This is a genomic window from Paenibacillus mucilaginosus 3016 (assembly GCF_000250655.1).
GTDB classification, from domain to species: Bacteria; Bacillota; Bacilli; order Paenibacillales; family NBRC-103111; genus Paenibacillus_G; species Paenibacillus_G mucilaginosus.
In genome coordinates, this window is the sequence record NC_016935.1 from 3,000,030 (window position 1) to 3,025,008 (window position 24,979).

At 59.9% G+C, this 24,979-nt stretch carries 25 protein-coding genes; 18 read left to right on the forward strand and 7 right to left on the reverse strand.

The features are described 5' to 3' along the window. The first annotated feature begins 38 nt into the window (after positions 1-38). The 5 genes from PM3016_RS12825 to PM3016_RS38600 all read left to right on the forward strand — a co-directional run bounded on the left by PM3016_RS12825 (position 39) and on the right by PM3016_RS38600 (position 5,656). Entirely contained in the window at positions 39-1,370 is a 1,332-nt protein-coding gene (locus PM3016_RS12825; protein WP_014369760.1) for an ABC transporter substrate-binding protein, read from the forward strand. Positions 1,371-1,426: 56 nt separating this feature from the next. Further along, positions 1,427-2,386, forward strand: a complete 960-nt coding sequence (locus tag PM3016_RS12830) for a carbohydrate ABC transporter permease (protein ID WP_014369761.1) — start codon at positions 1,427-1,429, stop codon at positions 2,384-2,386. A gap of 4 nt (positions 2,387-2,390) precedes the next feature. Further along, a complete protein-coding gene (locus PM3016_RS12835) occupies positions 2,391-3,218 on the forward strand; it encodes a carbohydrate ABC transporter permease (protein WP_013916018.1) in 828 nt (275 codons plus the stop codon). Between the two features lie 121 nt (positions 3,219-3,339). Next, positions 3,340-5,322, forward strand: a complete 1,983-nt coding sequence (locus PM3016_RS12840; protein ID WP_013916019.1) for a glycoside hydrolase family 127 protein — start codon at positions 3,340-3,342, stop codon at positions 5,320-5,322. A 187-nt stretch (positions 5,323-5,509) separates the two neighbouring features. Beyond that, a complete protein-coding gene (locus PM3016_RS38600; RefSeq protein WP_013916021.1) occupies positions 5,510-5,656 on the forward strand; it encodes a hypothetical protein in 147 nt (48 codons plus the stop codon). Positions 5,657-6,479: 823 nt separating this feature from the next. On the opposite strand, the gene PM3016_RS12845 is transcribed toward PM3016_RS38600, so the two are convergent. After that, positions 6,480-7,130: a hypothetical protein gene (locus PM3016_RS12845; RefSeq protein WP_014369762.1), complete on the reverse strand. Its 651-nt coding sequence runs from the start codon at positions 7,128-7,130 to the stop codon at positions 6,480-6,482. Between the two features lie 132 nt (positions 7,131-7,262). Between PM3016_RS12845 and PM3016_RS12850 the strand changes: the two genes are divergently transcribed. The 3 genes from PM3016_RS12850 to PM3016_RS12860 all read left to right on the forward strand — a co-directional run bounded on the left by PM3016_RS12850 (position 7,263) and on the right by PM3016_RS12860 (position 9,441). Then, positions 7,263-8,207, forward strand: a complete 945-nt coding sequence (locus tag PM3016_RS12850; protein WP_014369763.1) for a helix-turn-helix transcriptional regulator — start codon at positions 7,263-7,265, stop codon at positions 8,205-8,207. After that, positions 8,197-8,538 carry a TfoX/Sxy family protein gene (locus tag PM3016_RS12855; protein ID WP_238540501.1) on the forward strand — a complete coding sequence of 114 codons (342 nt, stop codon included), beginning with the start codon at positions 8,197-8,199 and terminating at the stop codon, positions 8,536-8,538. The genes PM3016_RS12850 and PM3016_RS12855 overlap by 11 nt, the downstream gene beginning before the upstream one ends. 237 nt (positions 8,539-8,775) lie before the next feature. Then, entirely contained in the window at positions 8,776-9,441 is a 666-nt protein-coding gene (locus PM3016_RS12860) for a stalk domain-containing protein (protein ID WP_014369765.1), read from the forward strand. Between the two features lie 110 nt (positions 9,442-9,551). On the opposite strand, the gene PM3016_RS12865 is transcribed toward PM3016_RS12860, so the two are convergent. Further along, positions 9,552-9,995, reverse strand: a complete 444-nt coding sequence (locus PM3016_RS12865) for a ribonuclease domain-containing protein (RefSeq protein WP_014369766.1) — start codon at positions 9,993-9,995, stop codon at positions 9,552-9,554. A gap of 195 nt (positions 9,996-10,190) precedes the next feature. On the opposite strand from PM3016_RS12865, the gene PM3016_RS12870 reads away from it, so the two are divergent. The 8 genes from PM3016_RS12870 to PM3016_RS12905 all read left to right on the forward strand — a co-directional run bounded on the left by PM3016_RS12870 (position 10,191) and on the right by PM3016_RS12905 (position 15,428). Further along, entirely contained in the window at positions 10,191-10,685 is a 495-nt protein-coding gene (locus PM3016_RS12870) for an rRNA adenine N-6-methyltransferase family protein (protein WP_014369767.1), read from the forward strand. 36 nt (positions 10,686-10,721) lie between these two features. Continuing rightward, positions 10,722-10,985, forward strand: coding sequence for a hypothetical protein (locus PM3016_RS12875; RefSeq protein ID WP_014369768.1), 264 nt, complete (start codon positions 10,722-10,724; stop codon positions 10,983-10,985). 79 nt (positions 10,986-11,064) lie between these two features. Next, entirely contained in the window at positions 11,065-11,439 is a 375-nt protein-coding gene (locus tag PM3016_RS12880; protein WP_013916029.1) for a VOC family protein, read from the forward strand. 26 nt (positions 11,440-11,465) lie between these two features. After that, the gene (locus PM3016_RS12885; protein ID WP_013916030.1) at positions 11,466-12,161 is read left to right on the forward strand and encodes a LysE family translocator; all 696 of its coding nucleotides are present in this window, start codon (positions 11,466-11,468) and stop codon (positions 12,159-12,161) included. A 34-nt stretch (positions 12,162-12,195) separates the two neighbouring features. Then, positions 12,196-13,053, forward strand: coding sequence for a phosphotransferase (locus PM3016_RS12890; RefSeq protein ID WP_014369770.1), 858 nt, complete (start codon positions 12,196-12,198; stop codon positions 13,051-13,053). A gap of 24 nt (positions 13,054-13,077) precedes the next feature. Next, positions 13,078-13,578 carry a GNAT family N-acetyltransferase gene (locus PM3016_RS12895; protein ID WP_013916032.1) on the forward strand — a complete coding sequence of 167 codons (501 nt, stop codon included), beginning with the start codon at positions 13,078-13,080 and terminating at the stop codon, positions 13,576-13,578. Beyond that, entirely contained in the window at positions 13,575-14,099 is a 525-nt protein-coding gene (locus tag PM3016_RS12900) for a DEAD/DEAH box helicase family protein (RefSeq protein WP_014369771.1), read from the forward strand. Before PM3016_RS12895 ends, PM3016_RS12900 begins: the two co-directional genes overlap by 4 nt. A 561-nt stretch (positions 14,100-14,660) precedes the next feature. Continuing rightward, the gene (locus PM3016_RS12905; protein WP_014369773.1) at positions 14,661-15,428 is read left to right on the forward strand and encodes a TIM barrel protein; all 768 of its coding nucleotides are present in this window, start codon (positions 14,661-14,663) and stop codon (positions 15,426-15,428) included. Between the two features lie 125 nt (positions 15,429-15,553). Here the strand turns inward: PM3016_RS12905 and PM3016_RS12910 are convergent, their stop codons facing one another. From PM3016_RS12910 to PM3016_RS12920, 3 genes are all read right to left on the reverse strand, one after another. Then, positions 15,554-17,110 (reverse strand): ABC-F family ATP-binding cassette domain-containing protein, encoded by a 1,557-nt coding sequence (locus PM3016_RS12910; RefSeq protein WP_013916035.1) that lies wholly within the window; start codon positions 17,108-17,110, stop codon positions 15,554-15,556. A gap of 266 nt (positions 17,111-17,376) precedes the next feature. Beyond that, complete coding sequence (locus PM3016_RS12915; protein WP_014369774.1) at positions 17,377-18,117, reverse strand: MBL fold metallo-hydrolase; 741 nt, start codon at positions 18,115-18,117, stop codon at positions 17,377-17,379. A gap of 330 nt (positions 18,118-18,447) precedes the next feature. Next, entirely contained in the window at positions 18,448-19,347 is a 900-nt protein-coding gene (locus tag PM3016_RS12920) for a DMT family transporter (RefSeq protein ID WP_014369775.1), read from the reverse strand. 158 nt (positions 19,348-19,505) lie between these two features. On the opposite strand from PM3016_RS12920, the gene PM3016_RS12925 reads away from it, so the two are divergent. Then, entirely contained in the window at positions 19,506-19,883 is a 378-nt protein-coding gene (locus PM3016_RS12925) for a MerR family transcriptional regulator (protein ID WP_013916038.1), read from the forward strand. A 190-nt stretch (positions 19,884-20,073) separates the two neighbouring features. Here the strand turns inward: PM3016_RS12925 and PM3016_RS12930 are convergent, their stop codons facing one another. Together PM3016_RS12930 and PM3016_RS12935 are read right to left on the reverse strand one after the other, a co-directional pair. Then, positions 20,074-21,435 carry an MATE family efflux transporter gene (locus PM3016_RS12930; protein WP_014369776.1) on the reverse strand — a complete coding sequence of 454 codons (1,362 nt, stop codon included), beginning with the start codon at positions 21,433-21,435 and terminating at the stop codon, positions 20,074-20,076. A gap of 147 nt (positions 21,436-21,582) precedes the next feature. Continuing rightward, positions 21,583-23,004, reverse strand: a complete 1,422-nt coding sequence (locus PM3016_RS12935) for a hypothetical protein (RefSeq protein ID WP_014369777.1) — start codon at positions 23,002-23,004, stop codon at positions 21,583-21,585. 480 nt (positions 23,005-23,484) lie between these two features. Between PM3016_RS12935 and PM3016_RS12940 the strand changes: the two genes are divergently transcribed. After that, positions 23,485-24,951: an oligosaccharide flippase family protein gene (locus PM3016_RS12940; protein ID WP_013916041.1), complete on the forward strand. Its 1,467-nt coding sequence runs from the start codon at positions 23,485-23,487 to the stop codon at positions 24,949-24,951. The last annotated feature ends 28 nt before the right edge of the window (positions 24,952-24,979 follow it).

Genomic DNA, 24,979 nt, shown 5'->3' on the forward strand with positions numbered 1-24,979 from the left:
TGATTCCCGTAACCCAGATTGATTTAGGAGGGTCAGAGATGAGAAAGCTGCATACCGTTTCGACCGTACTGCTGTGCTCGGTATTTACGGCCGCCTGCTCCGGCGGAGGGAGCCCCGCTGGTGGTCCCGGAAGTGCCGGCGATAAGGGCGGAGGGACTGCCGGAGGCGTCGTTACCCTGAAGTTCATGGGGTGGGAGGCCAGCCCGCTCGAGACGAAGTCGGTCAAGAAGGGCCTCGAAGCATTCATGGCCAAGCATCCGAACATCAAGGTGGAGTACCAGCCCGTTCCGAACACCCAGTATTCCCAGAAGCTGCTGACGATGCTGGCCGGCGGGGCGGCGCCCGACGTGTTCTTCCTCGGTTCAACCGATTACCGCGCTTTCCAGAAACGCGATGTGCTGCTGGATCTCACCTCGATGTTCAAGGCGGACATGTCGCTCGATGACTTCATTCCTTCCTCGGCCCAGATCATGGACATTGGCGGCAAAATCTACGGGGTCAGCTCCTGCACCGTTTCCCCTGTACTGTATTATAACAAGGCCGTTTTTGACAAGGCGAAAGTTCCGTACCCGCCGAGCGATCCGGCCAAGGCGTGGACCTGGGAGGAGTTCCTGGATGCGGCCAAGAAGCTGACGGTCAAGGAGGGCGACAAGGTCGTCCAGTACGGGGCCTTCGGGCTTGAGAATTTCTATATGACCTCAGCCCAAATTCTTTCGAACGGAGGCCAGCTCTTCAGTTCCGACGTCACGAAGATGGCTATCAATACGCCGGAGGCGCAGGAGGTGCTGCAGAGCATCTACGACCTGCGTGTCAAGCACGGGGCGGCCCCGACGGCCAAGACGCTCGAGAGCATCGGCATGAAGGCGAACCAGATGCTGCAGACGGGCAAGGTGGCGATGGCGGTCGACGGCTCGTGGGCGCTGCAGGAGCTGGCGACGATGGGCTTCCCGGTCGGCGTAGCCGCCCTGCCGAAGTTCAAGGAGGCGGTAACCCACGGCCAGGCGCATGTCCACGCCGCTGCAGCCAAGACGAAGCATCCGAAGGAGGCCTGGGAGCTCGTGAAGTTCCTCTCCTCCGAGGAATACCAGATCGACAACATCAAGGAAGGGCTGTGGATGCCCAACCGCAAGTCGCTGTATACCGAGGAGGGCGTGAAGAAGTGGTATAACGCTTCCGTCCATCCGGAAGGCTTCCAGAGCCTGGTGCCTTATTTCAAGGAAGCACGCGCCTTCCCGTTCCCGCTCATCACTCAGAATAAAGTCAACGACATCATCACGGAGGAGACGGACAAACTGTGGTACTCCGGGCAGAGTGTCGCCGATACGCTCAAGAATATCGAGAGCCGGTCCAATGTGGAGCTGGCCAAATAAACCGCAGGAAGCATCCGCATCTGCTATGCGCTTCTTGTACACGGAGGTGATGCTGTATGAATGCTGAGGGCCGTCTGGGCAAATCCGGAGCCGCTTCCCTGCACACGGAGAAACCGGGGGGAGCCGCTTCGGCGGTCAAAAGATGGTTTCATAAGGACGGCACGTGGGCCATCCTGCTTCTGCTGCCCAATATCATCGGGTTCCTTGCTTTTACCCTGATCCCTGTAATTGCATCCTTCCTGCTCAGCTTTACGTCGTGGGATATGCTATCGCCGATCCGGTGGGTGGGCTTCGAGAATTATGCGGCACTGCTCAAGGACGAGACGTTCATCAAAGTATTCTGGAACACGATTTATTTTGCAGGGGTATCCGTGCCGGTCGGCATCGTCTGCTCGCTGTTCCTCGCCGTAGCGCTGGACCAGGGGATTGCGTTCAAGAAGTTCTACCGGGCGGCGTACTTCCTGCCTGTCGTCTCCTCGATGGTGGCGGTGGCCGTCGTCTGGCAGTTCATCTACAACCCCGAGTACGGGCTGCTGAATTACGCGCTCAGCCTCATCGGGATCAAGGGACCGAACTGGCTCACAAGTACGGTCTGGGCGATGCCGGCCGTGATCCTCACGAGCGTATGGAAGAATGTCGGGTTCAACATGCTGATCTTCCTGGCGGGCCTGCAGGGGATTGCCGACAGCTATTATGAGGCGGCGGAGCTGGACGGGGCGCGGTGGCACCAGAAGTTCTGGTATGTGACGGTACCGCTGCTGTCGCCGACCACCTTTTTCGTGACGGTCATGTCGTTCATCGGCTCCTTCCAGGTCTTCGATACCGTCTTCCTGATGACGCAGGGCGGACCCGCGCGGTCGACGTCCGTGATCGTTCATTACCTGTATGAGAACGCCTTCAAATACTTCAATATGGGGTATGCGAGCGCTATGGCCTACGTGCTGTTCTTCATGGTGTTCCTGATCACGCTGTTCCAGCTCTGGCGTCAGAAAAAATGGGGGGCCTACGGAGGATGAGACGATGAAAAATCACGCAGCTTTGAGAGCCGCCGCCCACCTGGTGCTGCTGGCCGGCGCCGTTACGATGATCCTGCCGTTCCTCTGGACGGTCAGCACCTCGCTCAAGCAGCTCAGCGAAGTGTTCGTGTTCCCGCCGAAGCCTTTCGGCGCCGAGCTCCAGTGGGGCAACTACCTGCGCATCTCCGAGCGGTTTCCGTTTGATACGTATTTTTTCAACTCAGTAAAAATCACCCTGATCGTCGTCGCCGCCCAGCTCGTGACGAGCTCCATGGCCGGCTTCGTCTTCGCCCGCCTGCGCTTTCGCGGCCGTGATCTGCTCTTCGGCCTCTACCTGGCCACGATGATGGTGCCCGCCCAGGTGACGATGATCCCGAATTTCATCGTGATGCGCTCCTACAACCTTGTCGACACGCATTGGGCGCTGATCCTGCCGGCCCTTGTCTCCGCCTTCGGCACCTTTCTGCTGCGCCAGTTCTTCGTGACGATCCCGGAATCGCTCGAAGACGCCGCCAAGATCGACGGCTGCACCCCCTTCGGCATCTATTGGCGCATCTTCATCCCGCTCTCCAAACCGGCCATGGCCACGCTCGGCGTGTTCGTGTTCATGGGGACGTGGAATGATTTTATCGCTCCGCTCGTGTACATCAATTCCGTTGACCTGATGACGCTGCCGCTCGGACTGGCTTCCATGCAGGGGATGTACTCGACGGACTGGCCGGTGCTCATGGCCGGCACGGTGATCTGCATTCTGCCGCTGATCGTCATTTTCCTGCTCGCCCAGGATTTCTTCATTAAGGGAGTCACGCTGTCGGGCCTGAAGGGCGAGTAAAATCGAGTTAGCCTGGAGTGAACCCCAAGGGGAACCTGGAGTGAACCTCGAGTGAACCTCGAGTGAACCTTGGGGGAACCCTGAGGGAGCCTATATACCATCCAAAGGAGAGTATGCCGCAATGTCTACCATCGAAAACAGGCTTGGCAAGACCCTTACCCCCGTCCCGCTCCGTCAGGTCACGATTCAGGACCCGTTCTGGTCGGCGAGGGAGCGCAATGTGATCGACACCGTCATCCCTTACCAATGGGATGCCCTTAATGATGCGATTCCCGGGGCGGAGCCGAGCCACACGATCGAGAACTTCCGTCTGGCCGCAGGAGAGGCGGCGGGCGATTACTACGGGATGGTGTTCCAGGACAGCGACCTCGGCAAGTGGCTGGAGACCGTGGGTTTTGCCTTGTCGAAGGAGCGCAGCCCCGAGCTCGAGAAGATCGCCGACGACGTGATCGACCTGCTGGAGCGGGCCCAGGGGCCGGACGGCTATCTCAACACGTACTACACGGTGAAGGAGCCGGGGGCGCGCTGGACGAACCTGCGCGACAACCATGAGCTCTATTGTGCCGGCCACCTGATGGAGGCGGCCGTGGCTTACTACGACGCGACCGGCAAGCGCAAGCTGCTCGACATCATGTGCCGGTATGCCGATTATATCGGCGAAGTGTTCGGCAGGGAGCCGGGGCAGAAGCGGGGCTACGACGGCCACCCGGAGGTGGAGCTGGCGCTGGTGAAGCTGTATCAGGCGTCGGGCAACCGTGCATATCTCGAGCTCAGCCGATACTTCGTCGAGGAGCGCGGCCAACTTCCGCATTTCTTCGATACGGAGGATCAGGAGCGGGCGGCGGCGCAGGGGGACGGCGGTGCGGCCCGGAAGCGCAAGCGGGGCTACGACTATTTCCAGGCGCACCTGCCCGTAAGGGATCAGAAGACGGCGGAAGGGCATTCGGTCCGTGCCGTCTACCTGTACAGCGCCATGGCGGACCTGGCGATGCAGTACCGGGACGCGGGGCTGCGAGAGGCGTGCCGTGAGCTGTGGAACGATGTCGTCGAGCGTAAAATGTACGTCACGGGCGGCATCGGCTCCTCGGCTTATGAGGAGCGGTTCACCGTGCCGTACGACCTGCCGAACGACCGGGCGTATACGGAGACCTGCGCGGCGATCGGGCTCATGTTCTGGGCCCAGCGGATGCTGCAGATGGAGCAGGACCGCCGGTACGCCGACGTCATGGAGCTCGCGCTGTACAACGGGGTGCTGAGCGGGATCTCGCTCGACGGCAAAAGCTACTTTTACGTCAATCCGCTCGAAGTATGGCCGGACACCGCGAACTTCCGGGATGACATGCGCACGGTCAAAGGCACCCGGCAGCCCTGGTTCGGCTGCGCCTGCTGCCCGCCGAATATTGCCAGGCTGATCGCCTCCCTCGGGCAGTACATCTACTCCGTGAACGAGGAGCAGAGGGAGCTGCACGTGCACCTGTATGCGGGCAGCCGGGCGGAGGTGGTGCTGGGCGGGCAGCCGGTTACGCTGACGCAGACTACGGAGTATCCGTGGAACGGCCAGGCGGCGCTGGAGATCGGGCTGGCCCAGCCGGCGGAGTTCACGGTATGCGTACGGATCCCGGGCTGGTGCCGCAAGGCGGCGGTGACCGTCAACGGGGCGGGGACGGATACCGGCCAGCTCGAAAAGGGCTACGTGCGGATCACCCGGACCTGGAGTGACGGCGACCGGATCGAGCTGTCGTTTGACATGCCGGTGGAGATCGTCCGGGCCCATCCGAACGTGCGGGCGGCTGCCGGACGGATCGCTCTCCAGCGCGGTCCGGTGGTCTACTGCCTCGAGGAGGCCGACAACGGGCCGAACCTGCAGGACATCGTCGTGGAGCGCGATGCGGAGTTCGAGGCCGAGTTCGACGCGGGGCTGCTCGGCGGCGTCACCGTCCTGCGGGGCATGGGTACGCGCAGCGTGGTTCCTCCCGAGGGCGCGGGTGTGCTTTACACGACGCAGGAGTACGACCGGACGGCCGTGCCGCTGCAGGCGGTGCCGTACTTCGCCTGGAGCAACCGCACGCCGGGCGAGATGACGGTGTGGATCCGCAGCAGCTGAGCGGGGGAAGGCTGTGGCCTCGGGTGGCGCAGGAGTACGAGCGGACGCTGTGCTTCCGCCGCTGCAGGCGGTGCCGTACTCCGACAGGGGCAACCGGACGCCGGGCGAGGTGACGGTGTGGATCCGGAGCAGCTGAGCGGGGGGAAGGCTGTGGCCCTCGGGTGGCGCAGGAGTACGACCGAACGCTGTGCTTCCGCCGGTGGCGCTCTACTTCGTGAGGAGCAAATCGGACGACGGACGAGGTGCGGTGCTTCTGCCGCTGCAGGCGGTGCCGTACTTCGCCTGGAGCAACCGCACGCCGGGCGAGATGACGGTGTGGATCCGGAGCAGCTGAGCGGGGGGATGGCTGTGGCCTCGGGTGGCACAGGAGTACGACCGGACGCTGTGCCGCTGTAGGCGGTGCCGTACTTCGCCTGGAGCACCCCAACGCCGGGCGAGGTGACGGTGCTTCTGCCGCTGCAGGCGGTGCCGTACTTCGTCTGAAGCAGCCGGACGCCGGGCGAGTGCGTTCTAATCCCGCAGCTAGCGAGGGCCGGGATTGGGCATAGAGGTAGTGGCTACGCAGGAGCACGGCCGGACACGGGAGATGGTGGTGTGGTTCCGATGCATCCGAATGTGTGGGGGGCCGCCCGCTGCCGGAGCCGCTAGCCGCCCCTTTTGCAAATAGAGGAACTCAGATGTCTTATTCGAGTATTTCCCGTCATTTCCCAAAGGATAGCGGAACTCAGATGCCTTATTGACCCCTACTTCCTCTCAAAGTGGGCATGAGGGACAGAATAGCGAATCTCAGTTCCTCTATTCACAAAAAGAGTCATCAGATAAGGAGCATAGCGCATCTGAGTTCCGCTATTTGTTATGGCCTGTATACCTGGATTGTCTAATCTCCAATCTCAGTTCCAGCCATCCGAAGGATCGCCTATGCGGTCCTTCTTTTTTTCTGCATCCCATTCAAGACTGAGCAGCCCAGCGAGCAGACATTCGGAGCGGGAACGGTCAGGTCCATTCAAACAAATAAAACGAGGAACTCATACCCGTGAGCGGCTTCCTTCGGGACCAGGCCCATTCATCCGGACACTCGCGGCTTTCGAGCTCCCGGCTGCCGCCTCAAGAACTATGGACCAAGCCTGATCCCGCTGGCCGTGCCATAGCATCTCCCCTCAAAACTCCACAGGAACGGCAAACGTCATCGTTAACGTGGTTTCATCGAGCAGCTCCATGCAGGCTTTCATGCAGGGGGCGTCCTTGATTTCGGCGAACATTGCGTCCGCGGAGGCACGGTCCCGATAGAAGATCGTCTCCAGCCACTGTCCCGTCTTGGCGATGTAATAGACCTCTCTGCGGATGAATCCCGCATGGGTCCGGAGGGTCTCCGACATCTCGCGCAGCACATCCTCGTAGTTCGGCAGGCTGGCCCCTGCGAGCAGCCGGTACTGCAGCAGCTCGACGCAGCCGGAAGGGGTGTCGATCGGATTCCGTGCGGAGACGGCACCAAGCTCCTCCCGCCAGTTATAATGATGCATCGCGAGGCCCGCCGGGTCCAGGCAGCCGATCAATCCCGCTGCATGGGGGTGGTCCATGAATGTCTCCGCCGCATGCTCTGCAGCCTGCAGATCCGACCACCGGACGAGATCGAACCAGGTGTCCTGATGCACATCGTGATACAGTTCCCGGCTGACATAGCCCGGATACTGCTTCAAGGAAGCTTGGGATGCGTGAACATGGCGCAGGAAATCTACACGGTCCACACCGGCTTTCAGCCTGCATGATACGAACTCTGCAGCGGCTGCAGTTGAATTAGAGATTCTCATAAGGGATTCCTCCTGGGGATGGATTGGACTTCGGGACTAAGCATACGCAAAAATAGTGACAGCTGCTGGCACATTTATCCTCTATACTGGATTTATTATCTGCACGGGAATGACATAGGGAGGGAAGTGTCCATGCATAAAGCGCAGCGGCTGGTTCAGCTGATCATGCTTGTGAATGAGCGCATGAGGTTTACGGTCCAGGAGCTGGCCGACGAGTGCGGGGTATCGCGCCGGACGATGATCCGCGATTTGATGGAGCTCGGTGAACTGGGCGTGCCGCTATATTCCGAGGTTGGCGCAGGGGGCGGCTACAGGGTGCTGCGCGAGAAGGTGCTGCCTCCGATCAGCTTTACGGAGCAGGAGGCGATGGCCTTGTTTTTTGCAGCCCAATCCCTTGGCAATTACAGATCGCTGCCCTTCGGGAACGAGGTGGAGGGGGCGCTCCATAAGTTTTTTCATTATCTGTCCAGTGACCTCAAAGCCAAGATCATCCGGATGCAGCAGCGGCTGGTCTTCTGGGTGCCGCCGCATGAGCTGGAAGCACCGCACCTTGGGGAGCTGTTCGAAGCGGCGCTGGAGCAGCGGGTGGTGACCCTTCTGTACGAATCGTCCTCCCTGCGGGAGCGGAACATTCAGCCGCTTGGGATCTATACGATGAACGGACTCTGGTACTGCCAGGCGTACTGCTTCTCCACGGGGGAGTACCGGGTATTCCGCGTGGACCGGGTCCAGTCCTGCCAACCGGCGAAAGACCAAAGCGTACGTCTGGATGCCGGCGGAGAGCCGATTGACAAGTGGATCATGCGGCCTGCGGAGAACGCGGATCTGGTGCTTGAGGTAGAGCTGACCCCGGAGGGGGCAAGGCGGTGCCGGACGGATGTATGGCTGGCGAAGACGCTTAGAGTGCATGACGATGGCTCAGGCAGCATCCGCACCCCCATGCCCGATTCGTATGTGCCTTGGGCGGTGCATTTTTTCCTGGGCCTCGGAGTGGAGGCGAACGTGAAGGGTCCCAAGCAAGTGCGAGAAGGGATCCACGGCAAGCTGCGGGAGATGCTTGTCCAATATGAAGAGTAGAGGTGAGCAGGCTGTGGCACAAGAACGCAAGTCGGAAGCGGGAGGCGGCCGGATCAAGAACATGGGCCCGAAGGGCAGCCAGTGGCTGGAGAGCATAGGCATCAAGACGCGGGAGGACCTGGAGCGGGTCGGATCGGTAGAAGCCTACAAGCGCCTGAAAGAGAGCATTCCGGGGGTGAGCATTCTTGCGCTGTATGCGATGGAGGCGGCGCTGTGGGATCTGCACTGGAACGCGCTGCCGGAGGAGATCAAGGCCTCGCTCCAGGAGCAGGTCGGGCATACTCCGCCGAACCGCGCAGCGCGAAAGGGAACCGGAACAGGGATCGATTAGGAGGGGCTGGCATTGGACCCCGGCTGGGTACATTCCGATGCAACCACGTCCTGATGGGGATGGAGCGTATTCCTTTCGCTGGCTCTCGGGGCAGTAGGATCAGGAATCTTATATGTAAATATATAGAAATAATGGGTTCATAAACCTGTAAATCCATGGTACATTAATGGAGTGCTATGCCAATCCGTGGTGTAACATACATAGATTCATTCCATCCCAAGGAGGAAAGTGACTTTGATGAAGAAGATCACCGCAGCCGCCGTGTTAGCAGTTACAGCTCTCGGTTCTGCAGCCGTCGGCGTATACGCCGCCTCAGATCTGAAGCTCTTTGTGAATGGAAAGCCGTCTCCTTCCGTCGTTGAGAACATCAATGGGTCCAGCTACGTGCCTCTCAGGGCCGTTGCGGAGATGCTGGGTGCCGAGGTGAAATGGAACGGGGACTCCCGGACGATTCATATTGATGCTAAAGATGCCCATCCCGAGGAAGCTTCTGTGCCGGCGGCACCTGCCGAAGCGAAGACATTCGCTACCAGCATTGCAGTGTCCAGCGGTCCCATGAGAATGCAGATCTCCAAGGTGATACTTGATCCGGCGTATAAAAAAGAGGGTGCTCCCGCTCCGATGAAGGCCGTTGTGCTTGAAGTGAAAGTGGAAAATACATCGGATGAGCGGTTAACTTGGCAGGTTGGGAACGGGAAGGTGATTACCAATACCCAGGAGCAAATCAACGGGTCCGCTGCATCGGATCCTGTAGGCGGAGAATTTAACGGGAAAGTGATCAAAACAGGGAAGATCGTGTTTGAGGTAGAGAACCTGGACGGAATCACAAGCTTGCAGTACTTTGCTGAGGGTGCGTATAAGGAAGGGTATAACCCGGCTGGTGCCAATATTACATGGAAATAAAGTCACCGGCCTCCCCTTTGCCCGAACACCGGATCGGTTTCTCTGTTCCATACTTATATGCGGAAAGGGACCTGCTTCTCAGCAAGTCCCTTTTTCCTTGTTTCAGCGTATCAGTACCATCTCTTGAACGTCGCGTAGTGGTCGCTGGTCGTGTAATACAGACCGTCGTTCGAGAACAGAACGCGCTGGGCGCCTCTGCACCCGGACGTGTAGTACGCGTCGGCCTCGTACCATACGCGGCCGGAGGCGGACGGCAGCTTGCCCTCGCGGTTGTAGAAGACATCGCCGCCGATGCTGTAGCCCGGCGCTACCGTGGCCAGATTGCACTGGCTGGAAACCCAGCCTCGCTGGGTCGCCTGGCTCTTGGTAATGAAATTGCTCGGGAGCCAGCCGTTCGCTTTGATGTAATTGATGATGCCGGCAAAATCCGTCGGCCCGGACACGGCCGCTTCGGCAGTGGAGGTACCTCCGTTCGGGATCACCGAACCCACGCTGCCGAATACCAGGCTGAGCATAAGGGCGAACATGGCGATGAATCTCAACGCGGTTTTCATCACATAAAGCCTCCTTTGATAGAGAGATGGGAATGCGAAATTCCAAGATTAGTATAAAGGAAAATATTCCCTTTGTTTGTAATGTTTTTATGAAGCCGACTTCGAAAAAGCAGTTGCTGCAGAGGATGCCGCATGATACGATCTCCTGAATACCAATAAATTCCTGGTGCTTGCAAGCACGAGGGAGGCCGTGGGATGGAACGCAAACATACCTTTAATGAAGTGACGCGGGAATATGAACGGTACCGGCCGCGTTATCCGAAGGAGCTGTTCGAAGAGATTGCGGCATCCAACTCGGTCACGCCCACAAGTCCGATCCTGGAGATCGGCTGCGGAACGGGGCAGGCGACCGGCGGCTTGGTGGAGTCGGGATTCGACCGGATCACCTGTATTGAGCTGGGGGAGAAGCTGGCCGCGGCCGTACGGGAGAAGTTCAGGCACAGCCCGAATGTCCAAGTCGTCCATGCGCATTCGAAGAGTGGCAGGCGAGCACCGCGCGGTACGATCTGGCGGTGTCGGCCACGGCCTTTCACTTCGAACAGCCTCAGGAGCTCGGTTACCGGATGGTGTATGATTTGCTTCACGAGGGTGGAAGCATCGGGCGGATGCGGAAGTACCCATGAACTCACGGAGGACGAGAAAGCGGCTGGGGAGGCTGTACAGGCGGCGGGTTACCGAATCACCGCTTAACTCGGCGAAGTTCACCGGTACATCCTGGACCGGAGCATGCTGTACGGAAGCACGGAATCCATTCCCTACCGGCAGGCCTGGGAAGTACAGAAGGTGGAGCCTGAGCTCTACTTTGGCCAGGAAATCCGGATTGTCGGCTTCATCGTGCGCGATCATCCGCCGGAGCGGATCTACGGTTTGAAGACCTGTGTGTACCTGATGATAAACGGCGGCAAAGTGATCGGCGGGCATGCTTTCCCGGCGGGTGAAGGGATGGCAGGGGCTTATTATACGTTGGACGGGAAGACCTGGAGGAAGTGACGGGATGGACCTACGTGGAGTGGAGCGTGAGGTGGAAGGCGAAGTATGGCGGCGGGTGAGACAGATAGGAGGGAATGCTGTGCCATTTTCATTCGAAGGAATCGATCATATTCAATTGGCTGCGCCTGAGGGATGTGAAGAGGAAGCCAGAGGGTTCTATGCCGAACTCTTAGGTTGGCAGGAGATTCCCAAGCCGGAGCCGCTGAAGAAGCGGGGAGGGGTATGGTTCCAATGCGGTACGCATCAGGTCCATATCGGTGTGCAGCAGGACTTCCGTCCCGCGCTCAAAGCGCATCCCGCTTTTGCTGTCAGAGGGCTTGAGGAGCTGCGCGCGCGTCTGGTTCAGATCGGCATTCACGTCATAGACGATGAGATCCGGGCGGAGGAAGGCATCAGCCGAATCTATGTCAGGGATCCGTTCGGCAACCGGCTGGAGTTCCTGGAACGGCATTAATATACGGTAAAAGATGAGGGTGTGCGATGAGTATCCTTTTGTTGAGCAAAGGCATTCTGATCGGCCTGGCCATTGCGGCGCCCGTGGGGCCGATCGGGCTGCTCTGCATCCGGCGGTCGCTGGTCCATGGCCGGATCTATGGGCTTGTATCGGGGCTTGGCGCCGCTACGGCAGACACGATCTACGGCTTCATCGCCGGATTCGGCCTTACGGCGGTGTCCGGCTTTCTGACGGCCCACGCCTTCTGGCTGCAGCTCCTCGGCGGGATCTTCATGTGCTATCTCGGCTGGCGGACCCTGCGCTCCAAGCCGCCGGAGCAATCCGCCGCGGTGCAGGGAGGAAGCCTGCTGAAGTCGTACTCCTCGATTTTTCTCCTCACGATCACCAATCCCATGACCATTCTGTCCTTCGCAGGCATCTTCGCGGGGCTGGGTCTTACGGCCGGCTCAAGCGATTGGACCGCTTCTCTCTTCCTGGTTGGGGGCGTCTTCGTAGGATCGGCCCTTTGGTGGCTCCTGCTCAGTACGGGCGTGGGACTCCTGAGGCACAGGTTGAGCCCGTCTTCCCTGGCATGGATTAACCGCATCTCCGGGTGGATCATCATGGGATTCGGCTTCGCGGCGGTAAGTCTGGCGGTTCATTCGGCAGTCCTTCGCCTCCAGCGGGACAGTTGGCTTATACTCATACTCTCCATCGCTTGGGCGGGGTCCGTGATTTTATAATGGGTGTATGGAAAATCATGGGGAGGACCAATACATGGCACAGAGAGCAGACGTCCAAGACCTGCTGCAAACACTCCGCCGCACGGGCGTAGTGGACCGTCGCACTTATACCCAAGAGCAGCTGAAAGGCACCACCGATGGCGTGGTGTACGAGCTTGCGGTCGCTGGGGAGACGGCCTATATTCTGAAGCTGGACTGTCCGGAGCAAATTCGCCAGGTGGAGCGGTTCTACGAGGCGTATGCGGACAGCAGCCTGCTGCCGCGGCTCCTGCAGGCGGACCCGGCGGGCGGCAGCATGGTCTATTCCTATGTGCCCGGGACGACGCACATTCACCGGGGGCCCAAGGTCCGTTGGATGATCCGGCTGGTGCAGGAGCTGCTGAATCAGTATCAGGCGTATCCTGGCATCGGAGGATGGGGGCGGCTTGAGGCGCCGCGGGAATCCTGGCGCGCCTTTCAAGAGCGGAGTGCGGAGGATGCGTCCCACATCTTGGCCGGCGTCCTGCCTGCTGAGGCTCACGCAAGGATCAGGGGACTGATCGGCCGGATTTCCGATGCGGGGGAGCCTTATCTGCTGCACGGAGATACCGGCATTCATAATTTTGTATTTCATCACCGGGAGCTGAGCGGCGTGATCGATCCTTCGCCGATGACCGGTCCGGTGCTGTATGATTTTACATACGCGTTCTGCTCATCCCCAGACGACTTGAATCTGGATACCCTCCTCGCCGCCTATGACATGCTCGATCCCAAGCCGGTAGACCGGACCAGACTGATGGAGGAAACGTTCTTCCAGCTCTACTGCCGTATCGCCATCTGTGTCCGAGTGCACCCGCAGGATCTGGAAGGCTATCTGCAGGTCTGGCCGTATTGGCGGGACCTGATCTCCTGACGGTACGATGAGAGGGTGGGACATATGGAGCCGGCAAAAGAATTCGAGATCACAGTGCGGCGGCCAACGGTGGCGGAGCACCAGATGCTGTGGCAGGCCGCCGGGTGGGGGACGGTCGACTCCCGGATGGCGGAAGCGTCACTCGCCCGTTCCGTGCACGCTGTGGTGGCCGAGGCGGAAGGCCGCGTAGTGGGCATGGGCCGCATCGTCGGCGATGGCGTGATGTACTTTTATATCCAGGACGTGGCTGTCCTGCCCGGGTACCGGGAGCGGGGAGTCGGCAGGGCGATCATGGAGCGGCTGCTGGCGTATATCCGGGCGAACAGGTATGAGCAGGGGCTCGCCTTCGTCGGGCTGTTTGCGTCCCCGGGCAAGGAAGGGTTCTACGAACGGTTCGGCTTCCGGGATCACTCCCCCGGCATGACCGGTATGTTCCTGGTGATGGAAGACGCTGCGCCTGCTCGCGAGGATAGAGAGACAGGGGGCAGCGGAGAAGAGAACAGCGAAGGGAGGGAGAGCCCATGACGGGTGAATCCAAGACGCCGCTGTTTATCGTTACGGGAGCAAGCGGCTCGGGGAAAACAACGGTCATTCCGGAGCTCCGGAGAATCCTGCCGGACATGGCTGTATTCGATATCGACGACATTCTTCCGTTTGCCGGGGAGGATTGGCACAGCATCCGGAATATCTGGTTTCGTGTGGCCAGAGGCCTTGCCGAAAGCGGCAGAATGACGGTGATCTGCGGGACCGTCATGCCGTGGGATGCCGAGCAGTGTGAGGATTATCCTTATTTTGCGAACGTGTACTATTTGAATCTGCATTGTGACGAAGAAAGCCGGGAAGCCCGATTGCGGGCAAGGAGCTGGCCCGAGGAGAGGATTGCGGAGCATCTGAAGTTTGCCGGGTGGCTGCTGGACAATGCGGATCAAGCCTATACGCCGCCCATGCCTACCCTGGATACGTCCGAGACTGTCCCAGCCGAGGTGGCTCTTGGAATACGAGAGTGGATACACAGCCATGCCGGCCGTGGTTCGATGAAGGGATGAACGAAGTGGAGCAAGAGGTGAAAGAGATATTCAATGATTCCATCCTGCAGGCCGGAGCAGTTCCCTGCATTCTGCGATTCACCCCCAGCATTGTATGAGTGTCGGGTGTCATCAACATCCTAAGGAGGACTATTCGTGAAGCTGACAAGCTACCGGGCAGCCTAGCCTGCTGCTCTACTATGAACAACCTGCAGACGATACACTCGCGCACTTTTTCAAATAGAGGAACCAGGATGCCTTATTGGGGACATTCGTGTGATATCTCAAACCATAACGGAACTCAGATTCGTTATTGGCAGGCAATTCATCACAATGCGGCTTTATTCATCGAGATAGCGAATCTCAGTTCCTCTATATTCAAATTCATCCATTCCATGAGGAAGATAACGCATCGGAGTTCCCTTATTTCCGTTTCACACTAGAGTGCTCCTCTGTTTTTACCGACTGCCGCCTCCAGGGGCGGCTTTTCAGCATACTGCACGAGAGGTGTTATTAACCGGAAGTTTCGGTGTAATGATTGAAGAACTGTAAAATCATTGCAGCGGAAGGGGCGGACAGGCCATGAAATTGTCCTTCAATACGGAGACGCTGTTTCCGGGGAAGAGCATCTACGAGAGCATGAGAGTGCTGAACCAGAACGGGCTGAAAGCCATCGAATTCTGGTCCTGGCACGATAAAGATCTGAGGCAGATCAAGGAAGCGAAGGATGAGTACGGCATGGAGGTCGCTTCCATTGTCGTCAAGCTGGAAAGCCTGGTCGATCCTTCCCGCAGAGAGCAGGCCGTCGAAGCGGTCAAACCATCGTGCGAGGCGGCCAAGTATCTCGACTGCAGGACGATGGTCCATACGGTCGGCTTCGAGGTCGAGGGGCTGTCCCGTGAGGAGATGCATAACAGCCTGGTTGAGGGTCTTCACGCCTGCATCCCCGTACTGGAAGCATACGGGATCACCACGGCAATCGAACCGCTGAATACGAAGGTGGATCTGGAGCTCAGCGGCTACTACCTGACCACCTCCGAGGAGGCGTTCGAGATCGTCAAGAAGATCAACCATCCGCTCGTCAAGGTATGCTATGACATGTACCATGTGCAGATCATGGAAGGCCATGTGATCTCGCGGATGCAGAATCATATCCATCACATCGGCCACATCCAGGCAGCCGGCAATCCCGGAAGGCACGAGCTGTATATCGGGGAGATGAATTACGACAACATTTTCGATGCGATCAAGCAGATGGATTATCAGGGGTATGTAGGGATCGAATACTTCCCGATCCACGATCCGGTGGCGGATCTCAGGCAGCTTCATGCGAAGCATCACACCGGCTAAGGGAGTAGAGCCTTGCCATCCGGGCAGGCTTAGTGATCCACAGAAGCCAATTGCCCTCTGCGGAAACGGGAAAAACAAAACCCTGCGACCTCTCCGGTCAGCAGGGTTTTTCATAATCATACGCTCTAGAATACCTTCGTCGTCCAGGACTCGCAGTTCCACGTATCCGTCACGACATCGCGGTAGAATTCCGGTTCGTGGGAGATGAGCAGGATGCTGCCTTTGTACGCCTTGAGGGCGCGCTTCAGCTCATCCTTCGCATCCACGTCCAGGTGGTTCGTGGGCTCGTCAAGCACGAGAAGGTTCGTCTCGCGGTTGATCAGCTTGCAGAGGCGGACCTTGGCTTTCTCGCCGCCGCTCAGCACGGCGATCTTGCTCTCGATGTGCTTCGTCGTCAGGCCGCACTTAGCCAGCGCCGCGCGCACCTCGAACTGCGTGAAGGAAGAGAACTCGTTCCAGATTTCCTCGATGCAGGTGTTATAATTGGCATCCTTCGCTTCCTGCTCGAAGTAGCCGATGTCGAGATTGTCGCCGAGCCGGACCGAGCCGGATACCGCCTGAATCTCGCCGAGGATGCTGCGCAGGAGCGTCGTTTTCCCAATCCCGTTCGCACCGACGAGGGCGATCTTCTGCCCGCGTTCCATGCGCAGGTCAAGCGGGCGGGACAGGGGGCTGTCATAGCCGATAACGAGCTGCGACGTCTCGAAGATGAGCTTGCCGGACGTTCTCGCCTCCTTGAAGTTGAACTGCGGCTTCGGCTTCTCCTTCGCAAGCTCGATGACATCCATCTTGTCGAGCTTCTTCTGACGGGACATCGCCATGTTCCGGGTAGCCACGCTTGCCTTGTTGCGGGCCACGAAGTCCTTAAGATCCGCAATCTCCTGCTGCTGGCGCTTGTAGGCGGACTCCAGCTGCTGCTTTTTCATCTCATAGACCGACTGGAAATGATCGTAGTCGCCGACGTAGCGGTTCAGCTCCTGATTCTCCATATGATAGATGAGGTTGATGACGCTGTTCAGGAACGGGATATCGTGGGAGATAAGGATGAAGGCATTCTCGTATTCCTGCAGGTACCGCTTCAGCCATTCGATGTGCTGTTCGTCGAGATAGTTCGTCGGTTCGTCGAGGAGCAGGATGTCCGGCTTCTCGAGCAGCAGCTTCGCCAGCAGCACCTTCGTCCGCTGCCCGCCGCTGAGGTCGTTGACGTCCTTGTCGAGTCCGATATCGGTCAGCCCGAGACCGCGGGCGGTTTCTTCGATCTTCGCGTCGATCATATAGAAATCCTGGTCGGTCAGCGTATCCTGGATCACGCCGACTTCCTCGAGCAGCTGCTCGAGCTCCTCCGGAGAGACCTCGCCCATCTTGGCGTACATGTCATTCATCTCCTGCTCCATATCGAACAGGTATTGGAACGCGCCCTTGAGCACGTCGCGGATCGTCATGCCCTTGTTCAGCACAGCGTGCTGGTCGAGATAGCCGACGCGCATGCGCTTGGACCACTCCACCTTGCCGTCGTCCGGCTGCAGCTTGCCGGTGATGATGTTCATGAAGGTTGATTTGCCTTCGCCGTTGGCGCCGATCAGTCCGATGTGCTCGCCTTTGAGCAGGCGGAAAGATACGTTATTGAAGATCGCGCGGTCCCCAAAGCCGTGGCTCAGTCGTTCTACGTTAAGTATGCTCATTGAGTGACACCTTTTCTTTTAGTCTTCATTCTTTCCCTATTATATGCGCAGGGGGCGAACAACTCAATGTGGAGACTTTGGTTATTATTGAAAAATTCCGTACAAGACGGGGACCGCGGCCCATAACATAAGGGACAACCGCAGCGGAAGAGGCAGGAGGACCGTGACCGGTTGGACATCGGGGCAAGCTTGGTGAGATTTTATTTTGAAAAAAGGAGGGGGCCCAGCGGCCCCCGGTGCTCCGGCCCACCAGGCCGGATCTGCGGTCAGACCTCGAGCATCTCGCCGGGCCTCAGCAGGTTCAGGTTCACTCTGCCTGCCGCGGCGGCTTCGAGCCGTGCCGCAATGTCCGGCGTCTCCCGGTAGATCGGGGGATGGTGAATCGCCCCGTAGTGGATGGGGATGAGGACGCCGGCTTGGAGCACGGCCGCCGCCGAGACGGCCTGCTCGGGCGTCAGGCAGATCGGCTGGCCGCTCGGAATGCGGCCGGGAAGCTCCAGCACGGCGCCGTTGACCGGAAGGCAGGCGGCGTCGAACGGGCCGTGAGCTGCGGCGATGGACCACCAATAGCCGTGCCACAGCGTGTCGCCGCAGTGAATCGCTCTGCGTCCTCCGGCTTCGACGATCCAGGCGACCTGCGGATCACCCACGCCGTCTACCGAGAGGGCTGCGGTTGCGGTAACATCGCCGCCAAGCTCGTAAGCGGCGCCGATGCGGCTGCCCGTGACTCGACGGAGTCCGGCCGCCCGCGCGGCCTCCACGCCCTGCTCCGGGACATAGACGGGAATGTCGGGACCATAGGCGGCGATAATCGCTTCGGGATCGAAGTGATCCTCATGCATATGCGTCACAAGCACGGCGTCCGTACGGCCGAAGGTCTCGAGCGGAAACATCGGCTCCTTGGAGCCGCCGAACTTCGCCGGAATGCGTGTCACGGCATCGATGACAACGGAAGTGTCTCCGGCTTCGATCCGGATACCCGCCCAGGGGAAGCGCTGGATTCTCATGATTCCTCATCCTTTCGTTAGTAACCTTCAAAATTTAATTATGACGGTTATTCGAGATCATCATAACAGAGTAAACATAACCTGTAAATAATTATTTTGATGGTTAGTTGTATTTGGGCAAGGTACGGGATCACAGCGGCGTTCCAGGTCACCAGTGAGCTTGGGGGAACAAGCCACTAAGTGGGGAAAGGGGAAGGATGGCAGCGCAAAAAGCCCCGCCATCCTTAAGGGGACGGGGGGCCCTACGGGTTGATTATCCATGATGCTTCTCTGCGCCTGCGGGTAGATCGGCTGCACGCCGTCACCAGCCGGGTGGGGCGGCCTGCCGCGTTATGCGGTGGGTACGCCGGGGGCCATGGGGGCCGGGGCTTTGGCCTTCTTCTTGAGCGTGGCGAGAATCACGCCGCCGACGATTAGGACCGAGCCGGCCAGCTGCACGGCGGTCACCGGCGTGCCGAGGAAGGCGAAGCCGACGATCATGGCCACGAAGGGCTGCAGGTTCAGGAACACGGACGCTTTGCCCGCGCCGACCCGGCGCAGCTGCGTGTTCCAGACGAGCCCGCATATGCCCTGCATGACGATGGCCGTCACGATAAGCAGCGCCCAGGCCCACAGGTGGGAACTGCTGCCCTGCAGCGGCTCCTTGATCAAGGCTGCCGGGATCACCATACCGGAGCCGATAACGGTCGAATAGACCGTGGCGATGAAGGGCTCGATACGCTCGGTGAGCCTGCGCATCATGATGATCGAGGCGGCGAAGGTCAGCATGGCGATGCCGATGTAGACCAGCCCCCGGGACAGCGCCAGTCCCCCGGACTGTCCGACCACAAGGAAGATGCCCGCAATGGCGAGCACGGACCCCGCTGCCATACGCAGCGTGAAGGTCTCCTTCAGGAAAAGCGCGGCGAGCAAGGCGGTAGTGATCGGGGCGAGCGACAGGACGAGCGAGGCGGTCGTGGCGCTGACGGTCTGCAGGCCGGTGAAGAAGGCGGCCTGGTTCACCAGCGTGCCGATGAAGCCGAGCGGAACGAGCAGCAGGTAATCCCGGCGGGAGAGGCGCTGCAGCCGTTTCGTGCTCCACGCATAGCCCAGCAGGAACAGCGAGGTGGCGGTGAGCCGGAAGGCCGACAGCAGCAGGGGCGGGAACTCGTGAACAAGCATCGAACCGAAGACGAAGTTGCTGCCCCAGCAGGTGACGCAGAATAACAAGAGCAGATAGGAGCGCATCATGGGAGGGTTCTCCTTTTACAACTAAGAATGATCGTGCTAAAATCGTGCTGACATGCCGTATACCCAACGTAAAACTCAGGCGGATCATCACGATACATAACTGCGCATCCGGCGGAACGGAAAATCCCCGCGGTGCGTGAATACGGGAGGATGGAATCATGGGTTTATCCATCAAGGAAGCGGCACAGCAGGTGGGCCTCATGCCCCATACCCTGCGGTTCTACGAACAGGAAGGCCTGCTGCCGAACGTCCGCCGGGACGATCACGGCAACCGGATCTTCGAGCCCCAGGACATGGGGTGGCTCGGGCTCATCACCTGTCTGCGCGCGACGGGCATGCCCGTCTCCGAGATCAAACGGATGGTCGAGCTCACCCGCGAGGGCGACGGAACGATCCCCCAGCGAAAGTCGATGCTGGCCCTTCACCGGACCGCGATCCAGGAGAAGATGAACGAGCTGCAGGACGCGCTCGGCAAGATCGACGCCAAGATGGAGTGGTACGATTCGCTCGAGCGCCGCGCCCTTGAACAGCAGTAAGTTTCGAGGCCGCGCAGGACAGCATGGAAAGACAGCGATAAAAAAACACAAGGCTTCCGGTCAGCGCCGCAAAAGTGAGCGTGTCCGTCAGCCGGTTCATAGAAGGCAATGCCCGCCCGAATGCTGCATTCGGGCGGGCTTTTTGTGCGCGTTCAAGGTAGCAGGGGACTTCCCTTCCGGCAGGCCCGGTTTACATATGCATGGCTGCGCCGGAAGCGGCCGGGGCCGACTTGGCACTGGCGCTTCTCCAGTCGAGCGAGAGGTAGCGCCAGCCGTTCGCGATGGCCTGCAGGACAATGAGCATGCACAGCGCGGTCCAGGCGCCGACCTGGCCGAAGTCGTAGACCTGCGTGAGCAGGACCGTGCAGGGGATGAACAGCGCCCAGTTGAGCACCAGCGAGGTGCGCGACAGGAAGGTCGTATCCCCGATGCCCCGTAAGCCCCCGGCGAAGATGATGCTTCCCCCCGTGAAGAGCTGGATGAACGAGGCCAGGTGGATCAGCGAGATCGCCGTCATGTACACGGCCGCTTCGCTCGTATAGAGCTTCGCTACCGGCAGGGCGAACAGGAACAGGAAGAGCGATACGAGCACCATGAAGAGAAGACCGAGGTACACGGTCACGAGTCCGAAGCGCCTGGCCTCCAGCGGCCGGCCCTTGCCGACCTCCTGGCCGATGCCGATCGTGGAAGCGGCACCGAAGCCGTTCGACGGCATGAAGCCGAACGAGAGGATATTCAGGGCAATCTCGTTGGCCGCGATCGCCGTGGTGCCCAGGCGCGTAATACAGGCGGTGAAGACGAGCATCCCGACGCTGTTGGACATTTCGGTCACGCCGAGCTTGACGCTCTCGGAGAAGATCATTTTGACCTGCGCAAGCTCCATCTTGATCCATGCCCTTGTGTTGTACTTCTTGTGCATGAGACGGTAGAAGACGATCAGGTTGAGCAGCAGGGTGATGACCTCCGCCGCCACCATGCCCCATGCCGCTCCCTGCAGCCCGAGATCCGGGAAGCCGAACTTGCCGTAGGCGAGCAGGTAAGTCAGGGCGACGACAAGTCCGCTGTTGATCAGCGAGATGGTCATCGGGGTCTTCGTGTCGCCGATGGCCCTCATGTAGGCGAAGAAGACACCGCTGAAGAGCGTGAAGATCATGGCGTAGATGCGGACCTGCACGTAAGGGGCGCCGAGGGTCAGGATTTCCTCGTTCGAGCCCATCACCTTCAGGATCCAGTAGGGCAGCGCGAAGCTGGCGCCGAACAGCACGACGGCCTGCAGCAGGGTGCCTAGCAGAGCGATCTGCATGCGCTGGTTGCCCTGCTTCATCGTATTCGAGCCGAAATTCTGGGCGACGAGATAGTTGATCGTGCCCTGGACGCCGGAGAACATGGCCCAGACGTTGTACATCAGAATATTGGAAATGCCGACGACGGCGATGGCCGCGGCCCCCAGCTTGCCGACGATCATCAGGACGAGCAGTCCCGTAAATGTCATGGAAGAGAACGTGGCAATCGAAGGCAGGGCCAGCCGCAGAATCGGTCTGACTAAGTCCATGGGATCACCGTCCGATCCGCTTTACTCGATCCCGGATAGCGTGAACATTGGGTATGCATTGGATCTTTTCACCTCAAGTCACCATGCTACACCTTCAAGTGGACTTTAAGGCAAGGGGGTGGAATGACATTTTGTAAGCCAATGCCATCAAAGCAGCAGAAGTCCCGCCGCAATGCCGATCCCCCCGAACACGATGCCGTAAGCCAGGTTCCACAGCGTGATCCGGTACGGATTGACCTCGAGCAGCCCGGCCATGATCGTCACGGTCGTGTTGAAGGTGCCCATAAAGGAGGACGCCAGCGTCGAGGTGATCATCACGACGGCCAGACTCAGCGGGCTTACATGCTCCATCACCGGCTGCAGGAAAATGCCGAACAGGCTCATGACGACGAGCGGATGGATGCCCAGCACCGGCAGCACGAGCGATGCGGCCAGGATGATCAGAAACAGCAGCAGCGGGGAGCCGGAGATGCTTTCGACGCTTCCGCTGAGTTCACTCAGCAGCGGCGTACGGGCGAGCACGCTGTTGAAGAGGCCGAAGGACAGGAACAGCACGAGCAGATGGCGCAGGTTGTCCGCCCCTTCCTTCCAGTGCCTGCGGCTGAGCGCCGCGAAGCGTCCGAAGCGCCTGAGGAGCAGGGCCCAGCCGGCCGCGAAGGGCACGAGCACGAAGGTCATCGCCGCGAAAAAGGTGGAGCCGAGCGCCGCCTGCAGCAGGAAGGCCGAGCCGATGAGCAGCACGAGCGCCCCGAGGAAGACGAGTGTCTTCGGGACGGAGTGGGCCTTGGGCTGCGCCGGGGGCCGGGACGGGTCCGCTTCCTGCGCGGGCGCCAGCGGCAGGCCGCGGAACTTCAGGGCCCACAGGCAGCAGGCGGCGAAGAGCACGAGCGAGACGGCCAGCAGCCACGGCAGCAGCGCGAGATAAGACACGCCGGTCAGGAGGACGGCGGTGGCGACGAGCGGCTCCACCGGGCTCCATACGGCGACCATGCCGAAGCCGCGGAGCACCGATATGCCGATGAACCGGCGGGCCGTGTCCTCTCCGGCATTCCTCAGCTGCCTGCCCAGCACGCGGTGCAGCAGGGGCAGAGCCGCGAAGAAGAGGAACAGGCTCAGGATGTAGCTGACGGCCAGGGAACGGACATACAGCTGGCCCATGCCGCCCGACGGGGCGTTCAGCCAGCGGCTGAGGTTGCGGTCGTACCCGCCGAGCCGGATGGCCCGGTTCACGAAGGGGAGCATGAACAGCAGGGCGACCAGCATGACGTTGCGCGTCATGAGGCCCGGCAGCTCGCTCAACGGCACCCCGGCCCAGGCCATACAAGCCAGCGAGGCGGCGATGAACATGGAGCCCACCACCTGGAACATGCGGCGGGCGGCCGGGAAGGAGACGAGATAGCAGAGGACGGCGAGCCAGCCTTGAAGGGCGGCGGCCCAGGCCCAGCCGGTCAGCACGTGCACGGCATAGGCGGCTACGAGGAGCGAAATGAGATAGGGCCTGGCCGGATGCATGAGCTCCATGAAGCTTCTGGGATTCAAGGGATTCAAAGGTCGGGTAAGTAACGTCACGGCAGGCTCTCCTATTCCGGTGCTTTGGCCCGCAGAGAACGCGGGGAATGCATTTGTCGCACATCCATGTCAGTACTGCGCAATGATGATGATCCGTCCTGATTCACGCGAACCGTTCTTTAAAAATCGATGAAGCGGTCATTCTTCCATTACACCCATGTTGAATCGCAGACGTTTTATTTTGTCGCCGTCCGTATTTCATGAGTCCCGGGGACCGCAGCCATACGCACGGCGGAGCCGGTTAACTTAACGGGTATTATAGCACTTCCCTTCGGGGGCCGCCTCTAGCGGCTGGCCCTGGGAAGAATTCAACTTCGTGTCAGAAGAGCAAGAAATGGATGTTTTTTCGGTGAATTGAGTCCGAGAGTCCCTTTTTTCGCATTTTTTGGCCTTTGCGCTTAAAACGTTTCACTGATACGATGTAGCAAACGTTTGCATTGCCGCAACAGCAAGTGATTTCATCTGAAGAAGGGGATGGCCATGTCCGAACCGGGTATGCCGCCGAGCGGCTCCCAGCGATTTTTGATTCGAAGCGTCTCGATTGTGGTCTTGGGGCTGTTCGTGAACCAGCTCCTGCAGACGGTGGGGAGCATCGGACTCGCCCGGCTGCTGAATGATCCGGTGGCGTTCGGGGAAGTGAATCTGCTCCTGCAGATTTTTGGAATGGTCACGCTGTTTCTGAATGTGGGGTTCAACTCGGCCCTGGTGTATGCTTTCTCAACGCATAAGGAAGAAGCCCTGCACGTGAAATTCCGGCACGCGGTTGCCGGCAGCGTGTTTTTTGCCGTCTTGACGGGCCTGGTTCTGGTTCTGCTGGCGCCGGTGCTGGCAGGAGCCTACGGCATTCCGAAGCTGCAGGGGGCGCTGGTCATCAGCGCGGCGACCCTCCTCTTCCAATCGGTCGTGAACATCGGCGTAGCCTCGTTCTCCGGCTCCCGCGAGTTCCGGACCCAGGCGTTCTTCATGGTCGTCATGACGGTCTTCTCAACAGCCGGCATGGTCGTGGGCGTTCTGCTGCCGGTCGGCGGGTATCTGTGGGGCGTCGCCCTGTGGAGCTGCATCGGGTCAGCCTGTACGGCGGCCTATGTCAGCTGGCGGGCGCACCGGGTGCACCGCCCGAAGTGGCGGGGCCCGCTGTCCGCCCGGCAGCTGCGCGAAATGCTGCAGTACGGGGTGCCGATGTGGGCCGGCAATATCGCCAAGGCATTCCAGCAGCCGTTCCTTGTCATGATGATCGGCTCGATCTCCGTCATCGCCGTCGGCGAGCTGGCGAACGCATCGCGGATCACGGGCTTCGTGGGCATCATCACATGGGCGTTCATGATCGTGACGCTGCCGTTCGTCGCCGACAGCATCCGCGACCCCGAGGAAAGCCGGCGCCGGGGCACGCTGTGCATCCGCTACAACAATCTGGCGCTCTATCCGCTGACCGCGGCGATCTGCCTGTTCCCGGACGAGCTTAACTCGTTACTTTTCGGGTCGGGGTATACGACCCAGGATTCGGGCACGTACATCCGTCTGCTGGCGCTCGGGGTGTTCTTCTCCTCCGTCGGCCGGCTCGGCGGCAACATCCTCGCGGGTGTCGGGAAGACGAAGGCGAACTTCTGGGTGATGATCGTCGCCGGCGTGCCGGTCATCGCTCTGGTGCCGCTGCTCGTCGGCGTCCACCCCGTATGGGCCGTCTGGATCTATACCGGCAGCTGGGCGGCCTCGGCGGCAGCCATGATCGGCTTCTTCCACCGGGAAGGCTTCGCGCTGGATTGGTGGCGGGCTTACGGCCAGCCGCTGATCCCGACGCTGGCCATGTGCCTTTTCATCGGGCTCGGCCGGCTGGCGGGAGCCTGGTTCCCGGTGTTCGCCGCGCTCGGCGTGGCGGGGCTGATTCTGCTTACCCTGCGGATGGAGACGAAGGGCCTGTCCCTCGGCCGCGTGCGGATTACGCGCTGAGCCGGGGGAGCAGAACAGGCAGGCGAAA

What these genes read in the sequence shown, in the direction of transcription:
- PM3016_RS12885 (WP_013916030.1), top strand. Translation starts at nt 11,466, where the DNA reads ATGAGTATCCTTTTGTTGAGCAAAGGCATTCTGATCGGCCTGGCCATT.
- PM3016_RS12875 (WP_014369768.1), top strand. Translation starts at nt 10,722, where the DNA reads ATGCTGTACGGAAGCACGGAATCCATTCCCTACCGGCAGGCCTGGGAA.
- PM3016_RS12910 (WP_013916035.1), bottom strand. Translation starts at nt 17,110, where the DNA reads ATGAGCATACTTAACGTAGAACGACTGAGCCACGGCTTTGGGGACCGC.
- PM3016_RS12855 (WP_238540501.1), top strand. Translation starts at nt 8,197, where the DNA reads ATGAAGAGTAGAGGTGAGCAGGCTGTGGCACAAGAACGCAAGTCGGAA.
- PM3016_RS12940 (WP_013916041.1), top strand. Translation starts at nt 23,485, where the DNA reads ATGTCCGAACCGGGTATGCCGCCGAGCGGCTCCCAGCGATTTTTGATT.
- PM3016_RS12900 (WP_014369771.1), top strand. Translation starts at nt 13,575, where the DNA reads ATGACGGGTGAATCCAAGACGCCGCTGTTTATCGTTACGGGAGCAAGC.
- PM3016_RS12905 (WP_014369773.1), top strand. Translation starts at nt 14,661, where the DNA reads ATGAAATTGTCCTTCAATACGGAGACGCTGTTTCCGGGGAAGAGCATC.
- PM3016_RS12890 (WP_014369770.1), top strand. Translation starts at nt 12,196, where the DNA reads ATGGCACAGAGAGCAGACGTCCAAGACCTGCTGCAAACACTCCGCCGC.
- PM3016_RS12850 (WP_014369763.1), top strand. Translation starts at nt 7,263, where the DNA reads ATGCATAAAGCGCAGCGGCTGGTTCAGCTGATCATGCTTGTGAATGAG.
- PM3016_RS12825 (WP_014369760.1), top strand. Translation starts at nt 39, where the DNA reads ATGAGAAAGCTGCATACCGTTTCGACCGTACTGCTGTGCTCGGTATTT.
- PM3016_RS12845 (WP_014369762.1), bottom strand. Translation starts at nt 7,130, where the DNA reads ATGAGAATCTCTAATTCAACTGCAGCCGCTGCAGAGTTCGTATCATGC.
- PM3016_RS12865 (WP_014369766.1), bottom strand. Translation starts at nt 9,995, where the DNA reads ATGAAAACCGCGTTGAGATTCATCGCCATGTTCGCCCTTATGCTCAGC.
- PM3016_RS12840 (WP_013916019.1), top strand. Translation starts at nt 3,340, where the DNA reads ATGTCTACCATCGAAAACAGGCTTGGCAAGACCCTTACCCCCGTCCCG.
- PM3016_RS12925 (WP_013916038.1), top strand. Translation starts at nt 19,506, where the DNA reads ATGGGTTTATCCATCAAGGAAGCGGCACAGCAGGTGGGCCTCATGCCC.
- PM3016_RS12870 (WP_014369767.1), top strand. Translation starts at nt 10,191, where the DNA reads ATGGAACGCAAACATACCTTTAATGAAGTGACGCGGGAATATGAACGG.
- PM3016_RS12920 (WP_014369775.1), bottom strand. Translation starts at nt 19,347, where the DNA reads ATGATGCGCTCCTATCTGCTCTTGTTATTCTGCGTCACCTGCTGGGGC.
- PM3016_RS12835 (WP_013916018.1), top strand. Translation starts at nt 2,391, where the DNA reads ATGAAAAATCACGCAGCTTTGAGAGCCGCCGCCCACCTGGTGCTGCTG.
- PM3016_RS12930 (WP_014369776.1), bottom strand. Translation starts at nt 21,435, where the DNA reads ATGGACTTAGTCAGACCGATTCTGCGGCTGGCCCTGCCTTCGATTGCC.
- PM3016_RS12830 (WP_014369761.1), top strand. Translation starts at nt 1,427, where the DNA reads ATGAATGCTGAGGGCCGTCTGGGCAAATCCGGAGCCGCTTCCCTGCAC.
- PM3016_RS12915 (WP_014369774.1), bottom strand. Translation starts at nt 18,117, where the DNA reads ATGAGAATCCAGCGCTTCCCCTGGGCGGGTATCCGGATCGAAGCCGGA.
- PM3016_RS12860 (WP_014369765.1), top strand. Translation starts at nt 8,776, where the DNA reads ATGAAGAAGATCACCGCAGCCGCCGTGTTAGCAGTTACAGCTCTCGGT.
- PM3016_RS12895 (WP_013916032.1), top strand. Translation starts at nt 13,078, where the DNA reads ATGGAGCCGGCAAAAGAATTCGAGATCACAGTGCGGCGGCCAACGGTG.